This window comes from Bradyrhizobium sp. 23AC (assembly GCF_054863025.1).
Genome location: NZ_JAVAYN010000007.1, coordinates 304,715 through 322,418, shown reverse-complemented (window position 1 = coordinate 322,418; position 17,704 = coordinate 304,715). Strand labels below are relative to the sequence as shown.

Sequence of the window (17,704 nt, the reverse complement as noted above, 5' to 3'; positions counted from 1 at the left end):
TCGGGATCGGGCGGTGGTCGGCGTCAGCCCGCCCCGATCAGCGGGATTGCCTCGTCGCGCTCATACAGATACAGCAGGCACCGCAGCGCTTCGCCGCGCTCGCCCTTCAGCTTCGGATCGTCCTTGAGGATGCGCAGCGCCTCGTCGCGCGCCTGGGTGATGAGCTGGCCGTGCACCTCCGAGCGCGCGATGCGGTAGCCGGGCAGGCCGCTCTGGCGCACGCCGAGCACGTCGCCTTCGCCGCGCAGCTTCAAATCCTCCTCGGCGATACGAAAACCGTCGGTGGTCTCCCGGATCACCTTCAGCCGCGCCTTCGACATCTCGCCGAGCGGTTCGGAGTAGAGCAGCAGGCAGGTCGAGGCCTCCGAGCCGCGTCCGATCCGGCCGCGCAGCTGGTGCAGCTGGGCGAGGCCAAAACGCTCGGCATTCTCGATCACCATGATGGTCGCCGCCGGCACGTCGACACCGACCTCGACCACGGTGGTCGCGACCAGAAGGCCGATCTCGTGGGCGGCGAACTGGCCCATCACGCGGTCCTTCTCGGTGCCCTTCATCTGGCCGTGGACGAGGCCGACGCGGTCGCCGAACCGCTTCTGCAGGTTTTCGAAACGTTTGGTCGCGTTGGTGAGGTGCTCGGTGCCTTCGGCCTCGGATTCCTCGACCAGCGGGCAGATCCAGTAGACCAGCTTGCCCGCCTGCAGCGCGCGGCCGATGCTATCAGTGACTTCGGCGAGGCGGCTGATCGAGATGGTGCGGGTTTCGATCGGCTGGCGGCCGGCCGGCTTTTCGCGCAGCTCGGAAATGTCCATGTCGCCGAAATAGGTCAACACCAGCGTGCGCGGGATCGGCGTCGCGCTCAGCACCAGCACGTCGACGGCCTCGCCCTTGGACGTCAGCGCTAGCCGTTCACGCACGCCAAAGCGGTGCTGCTCGTCGACGATGGCGAGGGCGAGATCGTGGAAGATCACATCGTCCTGGATCAGCGCATGGGTGCCGACCAGGAGGTCGATCTCGCCGGCTTCGAGCTGCGCCAGCAGTTCGCGCCGCTCCTTGCCTTTTTCCCGGCCGGTGAGGATCGCGACCCGCATGCCGGCCCGTTCGGCGAGCGGGACGATGGTCTTGATGTGCTGGCGCGCCAGGATTTCGGTCGGCGCCATTAGCGCCGCCTGCTTGCCCACTTCGGCAACGGCGGCGGCCGCGAGCAGCGCGACCACGGTCTTGCCGGAGCCGACGTCGCCCTGGAGCAGGCGCAACATGCGTACGGGTTGTTGCAGATCGCTGGCGATCGCCGCGGCCGCGTCACGCTGGGACAGCGTCAATGCATAGGGCAGGGCGTCGATGATCTTGCTGCGCAGGTGCCCGTCGCCCGCGTTGCGCACGCCGGCTGGCCGGCGCAATTGCGCCCGGATCAGAGCGAGCGCGAGCTGGCCGGCCAGGAGCTCGTCAAAGGCGAGGCGCGACCAGAACGGCTGATCGGGCAGGATGTCCGTCAGCTCGACCGGCTGATGCACGCGGTTGAGCGCCTCAGTGATTGGCGGAAAATTGCAGCGGCGCATCACCTCCGGGCTGATCCATTCCGGCAAAGCCGGCAGCTTCTGCAGCGCCTGGGCGATCGCGCGGCGGAGCGAGCCGAGCGCCAGGCCTTCCGTCAGCGGATAGACCGGATCGATGCCGGAGAGCTTTGCGATTGCCTCCTCGTCCAGCACGCGGTCGGGATGCACGATCTGCGGGATGCCGTCGTACATCTGCAGCGTGCCGGAGACGTAGCGCTTCTCCCCCATTGGCAGCAGTTTTTCGACGTAGCCGGGCTTGGCGCGGAAGAAGGTCAGCACGACGTCGCCGGTGTCGTCGCTGGCATAGACGAGATAGGGCGCGCGCGCGTTGCGGGGCGGAGGCGGGCGGTGGCGGTCGACGGTGACCTCCAGCGTCACCATGGTTCCGACCGCGGCGTCGCGGATCTTCGGCCGGGCGCGGCGGTCGATGACCTGGCTCGGCAGATGCAGCAGCAGATCGACCAGCCGCGGCGTCTCGCTGCGGCTGAGCAGGTACTGCAGCAGCTTGTCCTGCTTCGGACCGACGCCGGGCAGGCTGGTCACGGGAGCAAACAGCGGATTGAGCAGGCTGGGGCGCATTCTCGCAACATTCGTCATGCGCGGGCTTGACCCGCGCATCCATCTTTTCAATGACGATGGATTGCCGGGTCAAGCCCGGCAATGACGGTCCCCAAACAATTGCAATAACAAAGGGCTGACATGACCGGTTCGAATGGCTATATCAGCCTCGCCCGGCACGTCCGGGCTTTCTGCGTTTGACTGGATTTGAGACATGACGGGAACGACACGATCGAGCAGCGGGCTGGATGACCGCCGCAAGCGGCTTTTGTTCCGCTGCTGGCACCGCGGCACGCGCGAGATGGACCTGATCCTCGGCCGCTTTGCGGATGCCGAGATCGGCAATTTGTCCGACGCCGAGCTCGATGAGCTCGAGGCCCTGCTCGAGGTCAACGATCCCGATCTCTATGCCGCCATCACCGGCGACAAGGTGCTGCCGGCCGATGTCACCGGCGCGCTGTTTGTCCGCATCAAGGCCTATCCGATCGCGGACCGCGACGCATGAAGCAGGGAATGAAATCTCCGGCCGAGCTGCTTGCGCCCGGCCGTGTACTGACGCTCGCCAATGTCGCGGAAGGCGCCGAAGGCCTCGTCGTCTCCGATCTCGCCCGCGCCATCGCGGCGCGGCCGAAGAAGCCGGCCGTCAGCCTTGCCGTGGTCTGTCGCGACGGTCCGCGCATGCAGCAGCTCGAACGCGCGCTGCAGTTCTTCGCTCCCGATCTGCCGGTGCTTCAGTTCCCGGCCTGGGACTGCCAGCCCTATGACCGCGTCTCGCCGCATGGTGGCATCCTGGCGCAACGCCTGACCACGCTGGCGCGGCTCGCCTCGCTCACCGGCAGCGACAAGCCGCTGATCGTGCTGACCACGGTGAATGCGATCGTGCAGCGCGTGCCCGCGCGCGAGCTCGTCGCGGCGCAGGCGCTGTCGGTTGCCCCGGGCAACGTGGTGCCGATGGACACCATCGTCGCTTGGCTCGAGCATAACGGCTACAACCGTTCCTCGACCGTGCGCGAGCCCGGCGAATACGCCGTGCGCGGCGGTATCCTGGATCTGTTTCCGGCCGGCCTGGACCAGCCCGTCCGCTTCGACTTCTTCGGCGACAGCCTGGAATCGATCCGCTCCTTCGACGCCGAGACCCAGCGCACGCTGCTCGACATGCGCTCGCTCGATCTGGTGCCGATCTCGGAATTCCAACTCGTCACCGACACGATCCGCCGTTTCCGCATGGGCTATGTCGCCGAGTTCGGCGCGCCCGAGCGCGATGATACGCTGTACGAGGCCGTCAGTGAAGGCCGCCGCCATCCCGGCATGGAGCACTGGCTGCCGCTGTTCCAGGACCGGATGGACACGCTGTTCGACTATCTGCAAGGCGCGCCGATTGCGATCGAGCCGCAGGCCGAGGACGCCGTCCGCGAGCGCTTCAAGCAGATCCAGGACTACTACGAGGCCCGGCGCGATGCCATGGAGCATCCGGCTGGCGGCGCGATCTACAAGCCGCTTCCGCCAGACCGGCTTTATCTGACCGACGAGGAATGGACGAAACGCGAAAGCGGGATGCCGCTGGTGCGGCTGACGCAGTTTTCGGTTCCTGCTGACGGGACGAGTGTCGTCGACGCCGGTGCGCGCAAGGGCCGCGATTTCGCGCCGGAACGCAACGACACCACAGTCAACGTGTTCGAATCCGTGGTCAGCCATGTCATGGCGCTGCACGCCCAGCGCAAGAAGGTCGTGATCGCGCTCTGGAGCGAGGGCTCGCGCGACCGCATGAATTCGATGCTGCGCGACCACAAGTTGGCCCACACCACCAGCGTCAACAGCTGGCGAACGGTGCAGGCCACCCCGCGCAACGAGACCATGCTCGCGGTGCTCGGCCTCGAAAGCGGTTTCGAGACCGATGAGATCGCGCTCATCAGCGAGCAGGACATTTTGGGCGACCGCCTGGTGCGGCCGCGCAAGGCCAGCCGCAAGCTCGACAATTTCATCTCGGAGGTGACGAGCCTTGCCGCGGGCGACATCGTCGTCCACGTCGACCACGGCATCGGCCGTTTCATCGGCTTGCAGACGCTGGACGTCGCCGGCGCGCCGCATGACTGTCTCGAGCTGCACTATGCCGCCGAAACAAAACTGTTCCTGCCGGTCGAGAACATCGAGCTGCTGTCACGCTACGGCTCGGACCAGACCACGGTCGAGCTCGATCGCCTCGGCGGCGGCGGCTGGCAGACCCGCAAGGCAAAACTCAAGAACCGCATCCGCGAGATCGCGGGCGAACTGATCAAGATCGCCGCCGCGCGCCATCTGCACGAGGCGCCCAAGCTGCCGGTGCAGCCCGGCCTTTACGACGAGTTCTGCGCGCGCTTCCCGTATGACGAGACTGAGGACCAGCTCGGCGCGATCGAATCCACCCTGAAGGATCTCGAACTCGGCCGTCCCATGGACCGGCTGATCTGTGGCGATGTGGGCTTCGGCAAGACCGAGGTGGCGTTGCGCGCGGCCTTTGCCGTCGCGCTCGAAGGCAAGCAGGTCGCCGTGGTGGTGCCGACCACGCTGCTCGCGCGCCAGCACGCAAAGACCTTCACCGAGCGCTTCAAGGGCTTTCTGGTCAACGTGGCGCAGGCCTCGCGCCTGGTCGCGACCAAGGAGCTCAATTTGGTCAAGAAGGGCATCGCCGACGGTTCGGTCGACATCGTCGTCGGCACCCACGCGCTGCTCGGCAAGGCCATTAAGTTCCGCGACCTCGGCCTCGTCATCGTCGACGAGGAGCAGCATTTTGGCGTCACTCACAAGGAGCGGCTGAAGGCGCTGCGCTCCGAGGTGCACGTGCTGACGCTGTCGGCGACGCCGATCCCGCGCACGCTGCAGCTGGCGCTGACGGGCGTCCGAGAGCTCTCGATCATTGCCTCGCCCCCGGTCGATCGCCTCGCGGTCCGCACCTTCGTCGCCCCGCATGATCCCTTAATGATCCGCGAGGCGCTGCTGCGCGAGCGTTATCGCGGCGGGCAGGCGTTCTACGTGGTGCCGCGCATCGACGACCTCGCCGAGGTCAAGGACTTCCTCGACAAGAACGTGCCGGAGATGAAGGTCGCGGTCGCGCACGGGCAGATGCCGCCAGCGGTGATCGAGGACATCATGACCGCGTTCTACGACGGCAAGTTCGATATCCTGCTATCGACCACGATCGTCGAGTCCGGCCTCGACATCCCCAACGCCAACACGCTGATCGTGCACCGCGCCGACATGTTCGGCCTGGCCCAGCTCTATCAGCTGCGCGGCCGCGTCGGCCGCTCCAAACTGCGGGCCTATGCGCTGTTCACGCTGCCGGCGCAGCAGAAGATTACCGCGCAGGCCGAGCGCCGGCTCACCGTGCTGCAATCGCTGGAGACGCTGGGCGCGGGCTTCCAGCTCGCCTCGCACGACCTTGACATCCGCGGCGCCGGCAATCTGCTCGGCGAGGAGCAGTCCGGCCATATTAAGGAGGTCGGCTTCGAGCTCTATCAGTCGATGCTGGAGGAGGCGATCGTCAACCTCAAGGCCGGCGTCTCCGAGCCCGCCGCCGACCGCTGGTCGCCGTCGATCACCATCGGCATGCCCGTGCTCATTCCGGAGGACTATGTCGGCGATCTCTCGGTGCGGCTGTCGCTGTACCGGCGTTTGGCCGATCTCGACACCGAGGAGGAGATCGAGAATTTTGGCGCGGAGATGCGCGATCGCTTCGGCGTGCTGCCGGACGAGGTGCGCTACCTCTTCAAGGTCGCCGCGATCAAGGCGTTCTGCCGCCGCGCCAATGTCGGCAAGATCGATGCCGGCCCGAAGGGCGCCGTCATCGCCTTCCGCGACAATTCCTTCGCCTATCCCGACCGCCTGGTGTCGTTCATCCGCAGCTACGGCCAGGCCGCCAAGGTGCGGCCCGACATGAAGGTGGTGTTCCTGCAGGATTGGGAGACGCCGGAAGAGCGTCTCGTTGGAACGACAGAGATCATGCGCCAGCTGGCGCAGCTCGCGGAGAGCAAGAAGGCGGCGTGAGGATGTCTACCTCGCCTCGCAGGTCGAAGCCGGCCGAAATTGCGTTTGCGAATCTTGCGGAGTCGCCACGGACCAAACATCGATCGAGATCGCGAACCGATAAGGGTGAGATCAATCTCTCACTGGGAAGCGTCGAAGCGGGGGAATAGCGCTGCTCAACCCTTTGATGACAGCCTCGCAATGGTTCAAGATCTCGTGGCACCGCCGAGAATGAATCGTCAAATAGGGCTCTCTCTGGCGGCCAAAATCCTGGCCGTTGATGACGAGGAACACCACCTGCCATTTTTGGTCGTGGAATTTGATCAACTCGGCTTCGATCGCTGGAAGCAGGCGGTGAAGGCCTTCTACCGAAGAAAGGAGGGCAGGCGGTATCAGGTAAATCTTGTCCCAAGCCTCATTGAGAACGGGTGGGTTGAGTACCGCGATTTCGTCAGCAGAGACCTCGAAACTTTCTCCGATGTCAGGCTGATAGGCATCGATCAAGGCGATGCAAGCGGATGCGTCCTGGTGGACCCGCTCTAGTGATGTTCTTAGCCGCAAATAAAGCCCGAGCTGCTCGGCATTTCGCTTGCGCTCCGCTTCCTCACGATCGAGCTTAACCTTTGCCATCGCTCCCTGGTAGGCGAGGCCGGCTGCGCTGACGGCGAGGCCTCCCGCCATCAATGTCTGCCATTCTTTCAGCCTGGCAAGGTCGATTGGTCCCCACAGGCCAAGCCACACCGCGGTGATCGCGGCGAGCATGAGGACTGGGACGATGGAGGCGTCGGGAAAGCGCAAATTCATTCATCTAGCTTCGTATCGTCTCGATATCCGCCGCGAGCAGCCGGGCGAATCCCTTAACCGTTTGCAGCAGGTCGTCGACCTCCGATTTGAAAAGGCCGACAACGAGCTGGTCGGCTTCATTTTTCGCCAGTCGCTTCAGCGTGAGGTCAACCCAAGGCGCCTTTTGTCGGATTTTGACAATGGCTGATATTTGCTCAGGCGTAAAAAGATCGAGCCTCTTCCAAGCACCGTCAATTTCTGGGGGAAGTGGAAAACCAGGTTCACCGCTTAGTAGTCGAACGTAAACTCCAAGCCCTACTGGGGTAGCCGCGTCCGCTCTGTATACGGTATCTAGTCGGCTCGTTGCGCCCTCAATGACGGATTGGAGCTGAAGAAACAGCGCGAGTTTTTCGCTTTTGCGCTTAGATGCAGCTTCATCCCTATCAAAACGGAGCTTCAGCATAGCGCCGCGGTAGGCGATGCAAGCAGCTGTGAGTGCCACGCCAGCAGAAATCAGCGTCTGGAAATCACGAACGGTTTCGTAGAGAGCGCTCATCTCTACAGCATGGCAGCACAATCACTGGTTGTCGAGGTGACATTGCCGAGGCGTCCGCGATTCATCTTCGCGCCGCTCCCGCACAATTGAAGAACCCGCAGCCAGGTGCGAAGAAAATTAAGACGCCGCCCGCGAGGCGTCCGCGGACAGCCGCCCCAGCAACGACCTTGCCGTATCCGACGGCGACAGTGAGTCCACGCTGACGACGGGCTCGCTGCGCATCTCGTGCTTGCCGTTGGAGGTGTGCCGCATCACCGCCGAGAGGCGGCGGGCGATCATGTGGGCGGTACGGAAGTCGGTTTCCGCGAACACGACGATGACCGAGCCGTCCTTCTGCGCCGCGCCGAAATCCATCTGCCGCATCAGCCGGCTGAGGATGCGGGCGGCATCGAGCTGGGCGCGGGAATTGCCGGGATCGAAAGCGAAGCGCGCGACCGACAGGCCGCCGCCGCGGGCCAGCGTCTGCTCGACCGCCTTGGAGAAATCGCGGGCGAAGGCTTCCACGGTGAGCAGGCCGCTGCGCGGATCGAGCCAGCCGCCGGCATCGATCGAGCGCAGCGTGCGGCTCAATTGTGCTTCCATCGCATGCTGGCGGATCAGGGGCAGCGCATTGGCCGCGACCTTCGCCGGCTCGCCCGGGATCAGCTCGAGATTGGGCAGGTCGTAAGTCTGCGTCAGCTGATGCGCGGTGACGACGACGGGCAGGCTGCGGAAACGGGTGTCCTCGGCGAGCACCGTGAGAAAGGCGTCGGTGACGCGCGCGGTAAAACCTTCGGCGAGCACGACGCCGTCGAGGTCGCGGGTGTTGAGGTGTTTCGCTGCGGCCTCGATCGAGAGCGCGCCGACGACGCCGGCGCGTTCGCCGAGCGCGACGGAAAGCGCGGGATAGGCCGAGCCCCGGCCGATCAGGAGCACGGTGGCATCGCGGGCGGGATCGCCCTCCGGCAGCGCGACCTTCACTTCCGGCAGCCGGCGCAGCACCGTGGCGTGCAGGGTGCGCACGCGCAAAGCGGCGCGAAGCCGCGCGATCAGGCGGTCGGAATTGCCGCCGCGCGAGGAGAAGGGCAGGGCGTTGTGGGGCAGCATGCCCATCGCATCGAGGGCCACGAAGGGAAGGTAGAGCGATTGGTCGGCGATCTTCCTTGCCAGCGGCGCGATATGCGGCTCGTGACCGCCGGACATCTGGGCGAGAACCGCGGCCGGCTGGACCTGCTCGACCGCCCGCGCTGCGCTGGCCCAGTCGGTGTCGACGACGGGAAAGAGCCGGGCCTCGTCCAGCGCCGCAATGAAGGGCGGCCGCTCGGCATTGGACACAAACAGGATCGGGCCCGCCTGGGACATTCGCAAAACTCTGATCACGCGACAGATACCGCGCAATCTAGTTTGGCCGCCTTAATGCAGCGTCAACGTACCAGGCGAAACTGCGCCTAGACCGGGCCGGAGCGGTCGCGAAAAGCCTCGACCATCAGGGGGTTAAGCCCGAGCTCGCTGAGCGCCTCGCGGGCCCGGGTATTGTCCTGGGCGCGTCCGGCCAGCCGGTGGCCGGAAAGCCGGTCGGGCAGCGCGGTGAGCAGGGCGCCCTGGCCGAGCCGGCGGGCCCATTCCTGGAGGTCGTTGGAGAGGAAGCGGTAGCCGCCGACGGCCATGATGCCGGAGGGGGGCGCGGTGATGCAGATCGCACCGCTCGGACGGTCGAGCCGGGCGGCATAGCCGGTGTCGACATAGTCTCGCGGCGGCTGCGCGATTAGCGTGTCGCCGACCGGCTGCGGCGGAGCATAAGCCGCGATCGGCACCATCGCGCCGCGCAGGCCGAGCGTGCCCTTCGGCGTCAGCAGGATCTCGCCGGCAATGGAGGAGCCGGATTGCTCGCGCGGGGCGCCATGCGGCCCGGGCATTACCGCAACGGGCATGCCGTCCTCGCCGCGGCGGGCGCCGAACAGCCCGGCCTCGCCGAACAGGTAGACGTCGGTCAGCGGGGCATGCGGCGCGATCCAGGCATCGCTCGCCGCCACCTGCTCGGGCGCGCGCCACAGGCCGACGACGTTGCGCAAGGTCGGCATCCGCGCCGCCAGATCGGCATCGCCGACCCGCAAGGCAAGCTGCGCCGGCGCGATCAGCACCTCGCATTCGTGCTCGTTGATCTGCTGCTCCAGCACATCGTTCTCGAACGGATGATGCAGCGCAAGCGCGCCGCCGGAGAGCAGCCACACCGCGAGCGAGGAGGCGAGCCCTGCGAACGACATCGGCGTGAATGCCGCCATCACGGTCGCGCCCTGCCGGATGTCGGCTTCCAGCGACATCGCAAGGCCACCGGCGATCACGCTGAAATGCGGTCTCGGCACCGGGCGGAAGCCTTCCGCGGTGACGTCGAAGGAGATCATCGCCGCCTTGCGGCCGTCCTGGATCACGGCGCGCGTGGTGCCGGGCGGGCGGGCCAGCACATCGTCGAGCGAAGCCATACCTTCGGGCAGGTCGCCTCCGAAGCCGCAGACGTGACGGATCGAGAAGGCCTCGGCGGCCGCATGCATCGCCAGATCGGCATAGCTGACGCCGTCGACCGTGCTCATGGTGACGATGGCGCGCGCCGCGGTGCGGTTCAGCGCCGCGGTCAGTTCCGCGTGCCGCCAGAGCAGCGGCAGCACCGCGACGACGAGGCCGGCGCGATGGGCGGCGAGCACGGTGAGCACGAACTCGACCGTGGCAGGCAATTGGATCGCGATGACGGAATTGGCCGGCAGGCCTGATTCGACGAAATAGGCCGACAACGCCTCGATGGCCGTGTCAGCCTCGGCATAGGTCATCCGCCGCGGCTGGTGCCCGGTCACGCGGGCCTTGTTGAGCGGGTCGAGCAGGGCGGGCGCGTGCGGCTGCCGCATCAGCGTGCGCTGAAACAACGTGTCGAGCGTCGGCGATACGGCTGGCTGGTTCACGGCGTCACTTTGCTTGATGAGCTTGCGGCTGCCCCTTCGACCACCAAGTCTCCGGCAGATAACCTGAGAGCGAGGTGGCCTTGGGCCGTTCTATCCGATTCCAGCGCGCGATCCATTGCTCGGATACGTTAAACAGGGGGATTGTGTAGAAGCCCGCGATCAGAGCGCGGTCGAGCGCCCGCACCGACAAGACGAAATCCGTATGTTCACGGGCCTCGAGCAGGGCGGCGATCATGGCATCGACCGCGCCATCCCTGGCGCCCATGTAGTTGCGGGTCCCCGGATTGTCCGCGGCGGCGCTGCCCCAGTAGAAATATTGCTCGTTGCCGGGCGACAGCGACTGGTCCCAGCGGTTCTGGATCATGTCGAATTCGTAAGCGAGCCGGCGCTGGTCGAACTGCACGGGGTCGACCGTTCGCACGCTCGGCTCGATGCCGGCGCGCTTGAGGTCGCGCTGGAAGGCGAGCGCGATGCGTTCCTGGTCGCGGGTCGTGACCAGTATCTCGAAGGTGAAGGGCGCCTTGGTCTTGCGGTTGCGCAGCACGGTGCCGTCAAGCTCGTAGCCGGCGTCCGATAACAGCTTCAGCGCCGCGCGCAGCGTGGTGCGGTCGCGTCCCGATCCGTCGGTCACCGGCAGACGGTAGCTGCCATCCATGATATCGGGCCGAATTTGCGCTGCGAAGGGTTTGAGCAGCTCGCGCTCGCGCGCGTCCGCAGGTCGGCCATAGGCCGACAGGTCGGAGCCGGCGAAATAGCCGGCAACGCGCGAATAAAGCCCGAAAAAGTAGTTGCGGTTGACCAGCTCGAAATCGAACAGAAGCGTCAGAGCCTGACGGACGCGGATGTCGGCGAAGATCGGTCGGCGGGTGTTGAACACCAGGAATTCGGAGGGTTGCGGCAGGCCCGGCTTGACGGTGTCGCGGATGACCTCGCCGCTTTTGGCGGCCGGAAAATCGTAACCGTCGTGCCAGCGCAGCGGCTCGTGCTCGACGCGGAAATCATAGAGGCCGCGCTTGAAGGCTTCGAACTGGCCATTGGCCTCGCGAAAATAGTCGAGCCGGATCTCGTCGAAATTGTAGAGCCCGCGGTTGATGGGCAGGTCGCGGCCCCAATAGTCGGGATTGCGGGTGAGCGTCACGCTGGCCCCGGGCTTCACGGCCGTGACGCGATAGGGCCCGGAGCCCATCGGGCTCGTCAGCGTCGTCTCCTCGAAGGTCGCGACGTCGATCGCTTGCTTCGACAGTATCGGCATCAGGCCGAGGATCAGCGGCAGCTCGCGGTCGTTGGCGCCTGCGAGGTCGAAGCGGACGGTGAGGGGATCGGTCGCCTCGGCCTTGGCAACTTTGGCGTAGTACTGCCGGTGGTTGGGGCGGCCGTGATCGCGCAGCAGCTGCCAGGAGAACAGCACGTCTTCGGCCGTGACGTGCTTGCCGTCGGAGAAACGGGCGCGCGGATCGAGGTGGAACGTGACGAAGCTTCGCTCGTCGTCGGTTTCGACGCTCCTGGCGAGCAGGCCATAGAGCGTGAACGGCTCGTCATTGCCGCGCGCGAGCAGGCTCTCGACCACGTAGCCCCGCATCTGCTGCACGGCCAATCCCTTGACGATGAAGGGATTGAGGCTGTCGAAGGTTCCGAGAACACCCCAGGTCAAGCGGCCGCCCTTGGGGGCATCGGGATTGGCGTAGGGCATGTGGGTGAAATCGGCCGGCATGGCCGGCTTGCCGTGCATGGCGATGGCATGGGCTTCCTCGGCCCGCGTGCTGCCCCCAGCGGACAGCCCGACCGCGAGCACAGAGGCAAGGACGCAAAGACGGAGACCGGGGCCCTCGAAAAGGCGCTGGAACTTGAACATCGGCACACGTTGATTCGAGGACCGGCTGGCCTTGAATCCTATCACAGGGAATTTCACCGGGGGCAGCTGCGGGTGTGGCCAAAGACGCTTGTCGGCATTGATCTTTTCGTCGGCCACGTTAAGAAGGCGGGCAATCGCGCAAGAGCGCCGAGCCCGTCACTTAACTGCCTCAATTGACGGGAAGAGAGCCGCGCCCGAGGCGGCCTGGTTCGGCGCTTCGGAGCGGTTCGGGCACTTCCCGTTCAGAAAGGGTTTTCCGCAATGAATTTCCGTTACTTGGCCGCGTCCGTCCGGCCGCGTGGGCGACTTCTCGCCCTGTTGACGGCGACGGCGTTGGCCGTTCCGTTTGCCGCCGAGGCCCAGACCCCGGCGCCGGCCCCGGGTGCGCCCAAGGCGGCTCCGGCCCCGAAAGCGGCTCCCAAGGCCGCCCCGAAGGCTCCGGCACCCGCCGCTCAGGCCCCCGCCCAGCAGGCTCCCGCTGCAGGCGCTCCGGCGCAGCAGGGCGCGGCTCAGCCGGCCGATCAGCAGATCCAGCTGATCTACGCCCCCTGGACCAAGTTCTGCCTGAAGGGCCAGGACGCCAACGCCAAGCAGGTCTGCTTCACCGGCAAGGACGGTCGCATCGAATCGGGCCAGCCGGTCATCGCCGCCGTGATCATCGAGCCGGAAGGCGAGCCCAAGAAGATCCTGCGCGTGACGCTGCCGCTCGGCATGCAGCTCGTGCACGGCACCCGCATCATCGTCGACAGCAACGCGCCGCTGCAGCAACCCTATGTGATCTGCTTCCAGAACGGCTGCATGTCCGATTACGAGGCGACGCCCGAGCTCATCAACAGCATGAAGAAGGGCCAGAATCTCGTTGTCCAGGCGATCAACGCCAACGGCGCGCCGCTGACCCTGCCGCTGCCGCTCGCCGGCGAATTCCAGAAGGCCTATGACGGTCCGCCGACCGATCCGAAGGTGTTCGAGGAAAACCAGAAGAAGCTCCAGGAAGAGCTTCAGAAGAAGGCTGACGAGCAGCGCAAGAAGCTCGAGCAGAGCGGTGCTGCCGCTGGCGCGGCTCCGGCCGGCCAGAAGTAATCGGACGCAAGACGTCCAAACATGAAGAAGGCGCTCATCTCGAGCGCCTTTTTTGTTGGCTGGGTGCTGGTGAAGAAAACCTAGTTCAGCGACGGATTGCGCGGGCGATAGCCGCCGGCCTTGTCCTTGATGAATATCTCGGCAACCTGGGAATGCCGGACCGGCTCGCCGGAATCGTCGGGCAAAAGGTTCTGTTCCGAGACATAGGCGACGTATTCCGATTCCGCGTTCTCAGCGAGCAGGTGGTAGAACGGCTGGTCCTTGTGGGGCCGCACCTCCTCGGGGATCGACAGCCACCACTCCTCGGTGTTGTTGAATTCCGGATCGATGTCGAAGATCACGCCCCGGAACGAGAAGATCCGGTGGCGCACGACCTGTCCGATCTGGAATTTGGCGGTCCGCGCTTTAATCATTCCCCGTCGATAGACCAGGATTGTGGCCGATGCTAGTGGCCTCATCTGGAATTAACGTTCACTTCAGGGGCAGATAGCCCCCAAGTCTTCAGAAAACACTTCATCAATGGTCGATATCCTCAATCTGGCGCTACCTTATTTCGGCTTGATCTTCGTCGGTTTTGCCTGCGGCAAGGTCAAGTCCCTGCCGGAATCGGGCCTCGCCTGGATGAACTTCTTCCTGCTCTACGTGTCGCTGCCGGCGTTGCTGTTCGCGATCATGTCGAAGACGCCGTTTGCAGAATTGAACAACCCGCCGTTCCTGATAGCGACCACGCTCTCCACCGTCGCCGCGTTCACCCTGGCGCTGGTGATCGGCAAGGTTCTGGGACGGTTGACATTGCGCGAGGCGACGCTCGCAGGTCTCTCCGGCGGCTACGGCAATATCGGCTACATGGGCCCCGGGCTTGCGCTCGCCGTGCTCGGGACCAAGGCTGCGGCGCCGACCGCGCTTATTTTCTGCTGCGACAGCATCTTCCTGTTCACGATCGTGCCGCTCTTGATCGAGCTCTCCGACCGCGACCATCCCTCGATCGTGCACGCTTTCGGCGTCGTGCTGAAGCAGATCGTGCTCAACCCGCTGATCATGTCGGCCTGCTTTGGCGCCGCGGTCGCGGCGCTCCATATCGAGATGCCGGTCGCGCTCGACCGCACCATCACCTTCCTCCAGAACGCCGCCGCGCCGACCGCGCTGTTCGTGCTCGGCGTGACCGTGGCGCTCCGTCCGTTCGACCGGGTGCCGTGGGAAGTGCCGGGTGTGATCGCGGTCAAGCTCCTGATCCATCCGCTGGCGGCATTCGGCCTGATGCTGGCGTTCGGCCCCTTCGCGCAGCCCTGGGCTGCGACCGCCGTGCTGATGGCCTCGCTGCCGCCAGCGCTGAACGTGTTCGTCATCGCCCGGCAGAACGATGCCTGGATCGAATCGGCCTCCGTCGCGGTGCTGCTCGGCACCTTCGCCTCCGTGGTCACGCTGACCAGCGTGATGTGGCTGCTTCAGAGCGGACGGCTGGTGTTTCCGTGAGGGACGTGGGGCTTCGCCGTTTCCGCAAAGACAGTGCGCTCCCTCCCCCGCAAGCGGGAGAGGTTACACCGAGCTCGCGGTGAATTCGTTCAGTCTAAGGTCAATCAGGCTACCGCCGCCAGGTCGGCGTCAGGCCCTCGCGCATCGCGAAACGCCGGAGCGGGCCGATGGCGCCGAGCAGGTGCATGCCGACGGCACGGACCGGCTGAAGCGGCAGGAAATCGTTGAGCAGCGAGCGGTTGGCGATGTCGATCGCAAAGGTGCGGCTCAAAACATCAGGACGCCGCGCGCGGTCGTAGCGCTTGAGCACGTCGGGCGCGCCGGGATCCTGGCCGGCTGAGATGACCTCGCCCGCCAGCCTGGCAACATCGGCGGCATCGCGCAGGCCGAGATTGAGGCCCTGGGCGCCGATCGGCGGAACCACATGGGCGGCTTCGCCCACGAGCGCGATGCGGTCGCGGCCGAAGGATTTCGGACGTTCAATCGCGAGCGGGAACAGGTTGCGGCCGGGCTCGACCGTCATGCGTCCGAGGATCGAATGCGACTGCTTCTCGATCGCGGCCGACAGCTCGGCATCGCTGAGGCCGCGGAGTCGCTCCGCCTCCGCAGGCGCCGAGACCCAGACGATGCTGGAGCGGTCGCCGGGCAGGGGCACGAACACGCAAGGGCCATGGGGCGTGTGGAACTCGGTCGAGACATTGCGATGCGGCCGCGTGTGACCGACGTTGAAGGTCAGCGCCGTCTGCGTCAGCTCGCGCCGCGTCACCGCGATGCCGGCAGCTTCGCGGCACAGCGAATGCCGGCCGTCGGCGCCGACCACGAGGCGGGCCGAGAGAAATTGCGCGGAGGCGGTGCGGACCGCGACGTCGTCGGCTTCGATGACGACGCTTTCAGCCTCGTCGTCGAAACGGACGAGATTGGGCAGCTCAGCCGCACGCTCTTCCAGAGCCAGCATCAGCGACCGGTTGTCGATGTTGTAGCCGAAGGCGTCGAGCGCGATTTCGTGACAGGAGAACCGGACCTCCGGCGCGCGGAACAGCCGGCCGGTGTCGTCGACGAGGCGCATGACCTCCAGCGCGGCGGCCTTGTCCTTGCAGCGGGACCAGACGTCGAGCGTCTCCAGCAGCTCGACGGAGGCGCCGAGCAGCGCGGTGGTGCGATTGTCGGCATAGGGAACGCGCCGCGCCACCAGCGCGGTCCGGGCACCCGCCTGTGCCAGCGCGATCGCCGCGGCAAGTCCGGCCGGTCCGCCGCCGATCACGGCGGCGTCATGGAGTGTCGATGCGTCTGTCATGGAACGACAAATGACACGCTGCGCGGCAAATTCAAGCCCGCTGATCGTGCCTGATTTTATGGCCGATTGTGCGACCGGGCGCCGCAATGGCGGATGTGCAAACCGGCCTCATTCTGATAGCAGAAGCCATGGATACCCAGCAGGAATCCCTGAAGCCGAAACCGGCGATCCGCGCCGCGGCCTTCTCGGTGCACATCTTCACCGCGTTCGGCGCGGCGATCGCGCTATTGGCGATGCTGGAGGCCGTGCGCGAGCACTGGGCGGCGATGTTTCAATGGCTGGGCCTCGCCCTGATCATCGACGCGATCGACGGGCCGATCGCGCGCCGGCTCGACGTCAAGAACGTGCAGCCGAACTGGTCGGGCGACGTGCTCGATCTCGTGGTCGACTTCGTCACCTATGTCTTTGTGCCGGCCTACGCGATCGTCGCCAGCGGCCTGCTGCTGCCGGTCGCGGCTCCCTTGCTCGGCGTCGCCATCATCGTCACCAGCGCACTATATTTCGCCGATCTGCGCATGAAGGCGGACGACAATCATTTCCGCGGCTTCCCGGCACTGTGGAATGCGGCGGCGTTCTATTTGTTCCTGCTGCATTGGCCGCCGCTGTGGTCGACGCTGCTGGTGGCCGCGCTCGTCGTGCTGACCTTCGTGCCATTCCACGTGCTGCATCCGGTCCGCGTCGTGCGGCTGCGCTGGCTGACGATGTCGCTGATCGCGATCTGGGCGCTGCTCGCCCTCTACGTGCTGGAGATGGATTTCCGCGTCGGCGCCGGCGTCACCGTCGCGCTCTGCGCGATCGCGCTCTGGATCAGCTTCAGCGATGCATTAATACGATTGGTAAGATCCTTCGCATGATGCATCTGTTGACCAGTCCCGAAGCCTGGGCCGCGCTGCTCACCCTGACCGCGCTCGAGATCGTGCTCGGCATCGACAACGTCATCTTCCTGTCGGTGATCGTCTCGCGCATCCCCCAGCAACAGGCGGATCGCGCCCGCAAGATCGGACTCGCTCTCGCGCTGGTCTTCCGCATCATGCTGCTCAGCGTCCTGGTCTGGCTGATCGGCCTGACCGCGCCGGTCTTTTCATTCAAGGGTTCGGACTTCTCCTGGCGCGACCTCATCCTGATCGGCGGCGGCCTGTTCCTGATCGCGAAGGCGACGCACGAGATCCACGCCGAGGTCGAGGCCGATGACGGCGAGGGCGATCAGAAATCCGGCGGCAGCGCCTTCTTCTGGGTGATCATCCAGATCATCGTCATCGACATCGTGTTCTCGCTGGATTCGATCATCACCGCGATCGGCATGGCGCAGGACATCGAGATCATGGTCGCGGCGGTCGTGATCGCCTGCCTGATCATGTACATTTCGTCGGGCCCGGTGTCGCGCTTCGTCGCGGAGCATCCGACCACGAAAATGCTGGCGCTGGCCTTCCTGGTGCTGATCGGCGTCGCCCTGGTCGCGGACGGATTCCAATTCCACATTCCGCGCGGCTACATCTATTTTGCAATTGCGTTCTCGGCGGCCGTCGAATTCTTCAACGTGCTGGCCAAGCGCAACCGCAGGAAGACCAGCAAGTCGTCGGTTTAGACGTTTCAGCTACATCGAGTTGACAAGGCGGGCGCGATGTC

At 65.4% G+C, this 17,704-nt stretch carries 14 protein-coding genes; 6 read left to right on the top strand and 8 right to left on the bottom strand.

Annotation, left to right across the window (positions count from 1 at the left end; genetic code table 11):
- Positions 1-23: 23 nt before the first annotated feature.
- Positions 24-2,132: an ATP-dependent DNA helicase RecG gene (recG, locus tag RAD10_RS19565; protein WP_461618825.1), complete on the bottom strand. Its 2,109-nt coding sequence runs from the start codon at positions 2,130-2,132 to the stop codon at positions 24-26.
- A gap of 193 nt (positions 2,133-2,325) precedes the next feature.
- Here recG and RAD10_RS19560 point away from each other — a divergent pair, with 193 nt between their 5' ends.
- Positions 2,326-2,616: an FAD assembly factor SdhE gene (locus RAD10_RS19560; protein WP_461618824.1), complete on the top strand. Its 291-nt coding sequence runs from the start codon at positions 2,326-2,328 to the stop codon at positions 2,614-2,616.
- Positions 2,613-6,131 carry a transcription-repair coupling factor gene (gene mfd / locus RAD10_RS19555; protein ID WP_461618823.1) on the top strand — a complete coding sequence of 1,173 codons (3,519 nt, stop codon included), beginning with the start codon at positions 2,613-2,615 and terminating at the stop codon, positions 6,129-6,131. The genes RAD10_RS19560 and mfd overlap by 4 nt, the downstream gene beginning before the upstream one ends.
- Positions 6,132-6,242: 111 nt before the next feature.
- Here the strand turns inward: mfd and RAD10_RS19550 are convergent, their stop codons facing one another.
- The 5 genes from RAD10_RS19550 to RAD10_RS19530 all read right to left on the bottom strand — a co-directional run bounded on the left by RAD10_RS19550 (position 6,243) and on the right by RAD10_RS19530 (position 12,231).
- Entirely contained in the window at positions 6,243-6,914 is a 672-nt protein-coding gene (locus RAD10_RS19550; protein ID WP_461618822.1) for a hypothetical protein, read from the bottom strand.
- A gap of 4 nt (positions 6,915-6,918) precedes the next feature.
- On the bottom strand, positions 6,919-7,449 hold the full coding sequence (locus tag RAD10_RS19545; protein WP_461618821.1) for a hypothetical protein: 531 nt from the start codon (positions 7,447-7,449) through the stop codon (positions 6,919-6,921).
- Positions 7,450-7,566: 117 nt separating this feature from the next.
- Entirely contained in the window at positions 7,567-8,790 is a 1,224-nt protein-coding gene (locus RAD10_RS19540; protein WP_461618820.1) for a GGDEF domain-containing protein, read from the bottom strand.
- 86 nt (positions 8,791-8,876) lie between these two features.
- Complete coding sequence (locus RAD10_RS19535) at positions 8,877-10,379, bottom strand: AMP-binding protein (RefSeq protein ID WP_461618819.1); 1,503 nt, start codon at positions 10,377-10,379, stop codon at positions 8,877-8,879.
- Positions 10,380-10,383: 4 nt separating this feature from the next.
- Complete coding sequence (locus tag RAD10_RS19530; RefSeq protein WP_461618921.1) at positions 10,384-12,231, bottom strand: extracellular solute-binding protein; 1,848 nt, start codon at positions 12,229-12,231, stop codon at positions 10,384-10,386.
- Between the two features lie 261 nt (positions 12,232-12,492).
- On the opposite strand from RAD10_RS19530, the gene RAD10_RS19525 reads away from it, so the two are divergent.
- A complete protein-coding gene (locus RAD10_RS19525; RefSeq protein ID WP_461618818.1) occupies positions 12,493-13,311 on the top strand; it encodes an invasion associated locus B family protein in 819 nt (272 codons plus the stop codon).
- Positions 13,312-13,391: 80 nt separating this feature from the next.
- On the opposite strand, the gene hspQ is transcribed toward RAD10_RS19525, so the two are convergent.
- The gene (gene hspQ, locus RAD10_RS19520) at positions 13,392-13,724 is read right to left on the bottom strand and encodes a heat shock protein HspQ (protein ID WP_008564941.1); all 333 of its coding nucleotides are present in this window, start codon (positions 13,722-13,724) and stop codon (positions 13,392-13,394) included.
- Between the two features lie 106 nt (positions 13,725-13,830).
- Here hspQ and RAD10_RS19515 point away from each other — a divergent pair, with 106 nt between their 5' ends.
- Positions 13,831-14,784 (top strand): AEC family transporter, encoded by a 954-nt coding sequence (locus RAD10_RS19515; RefSeq protein ID WP_461618817.1) that lies wholly within the window; start codon positions 13,831-13,833, stop codon positions 14,782-14,784.
- A 109-nt stretch (positions 14,785-14,893) separates the two neighbouring features.
- Here the strand turns inward: RAD10_RS19515 and RAD10_RS19510 are convergent, their stop codons facing one another.
- On the bottom strand, positions 14,894-16,078 hold the full coding sequence (locus RAD10_RS19510; RefSeq protein WP_461618816.1) for a UbiH/UbiF family hydroxylase: 1,185 nt from the start codon (positions 16,076-16,078) through the stop codon (positions 14,894-14,896).
- 86 nt (positions 16,079-16,164) lie between these two features.
- Between RAD10_RS19510 and pcsA the strand changes: the two genes are divergently transcribed.
- The gene (gene pcsA / locus RAD10_RS19505; RefSeq protein ID WP_461618815.1) at positions 16,165-16,932 is read left to right on the top strand and encodes a phosphatidylcholine synthase; all 768 of its coding nucleotides are present in this window, start codon (positions 16,165-16,167) and stop codon (positions 16,930-16,932) included.
- Positions 16,929-17,663: a TerC family protein gene (locus tag RAD10_RS19500; protein WP_091963521.1), complete on the top strand. Its 735-nt coding sequence runs from the start codon at positions 16,929-16,931 to the stop codon at positions 17,661-17,663. The genes pcsA and RAD10_RS19500 overlap by 4 nt, the downstream gene beginning before the upstream one ends.
- The last annotated feature ends 41 nt before the right edge of the window (positions 17,664-17,704 follow it).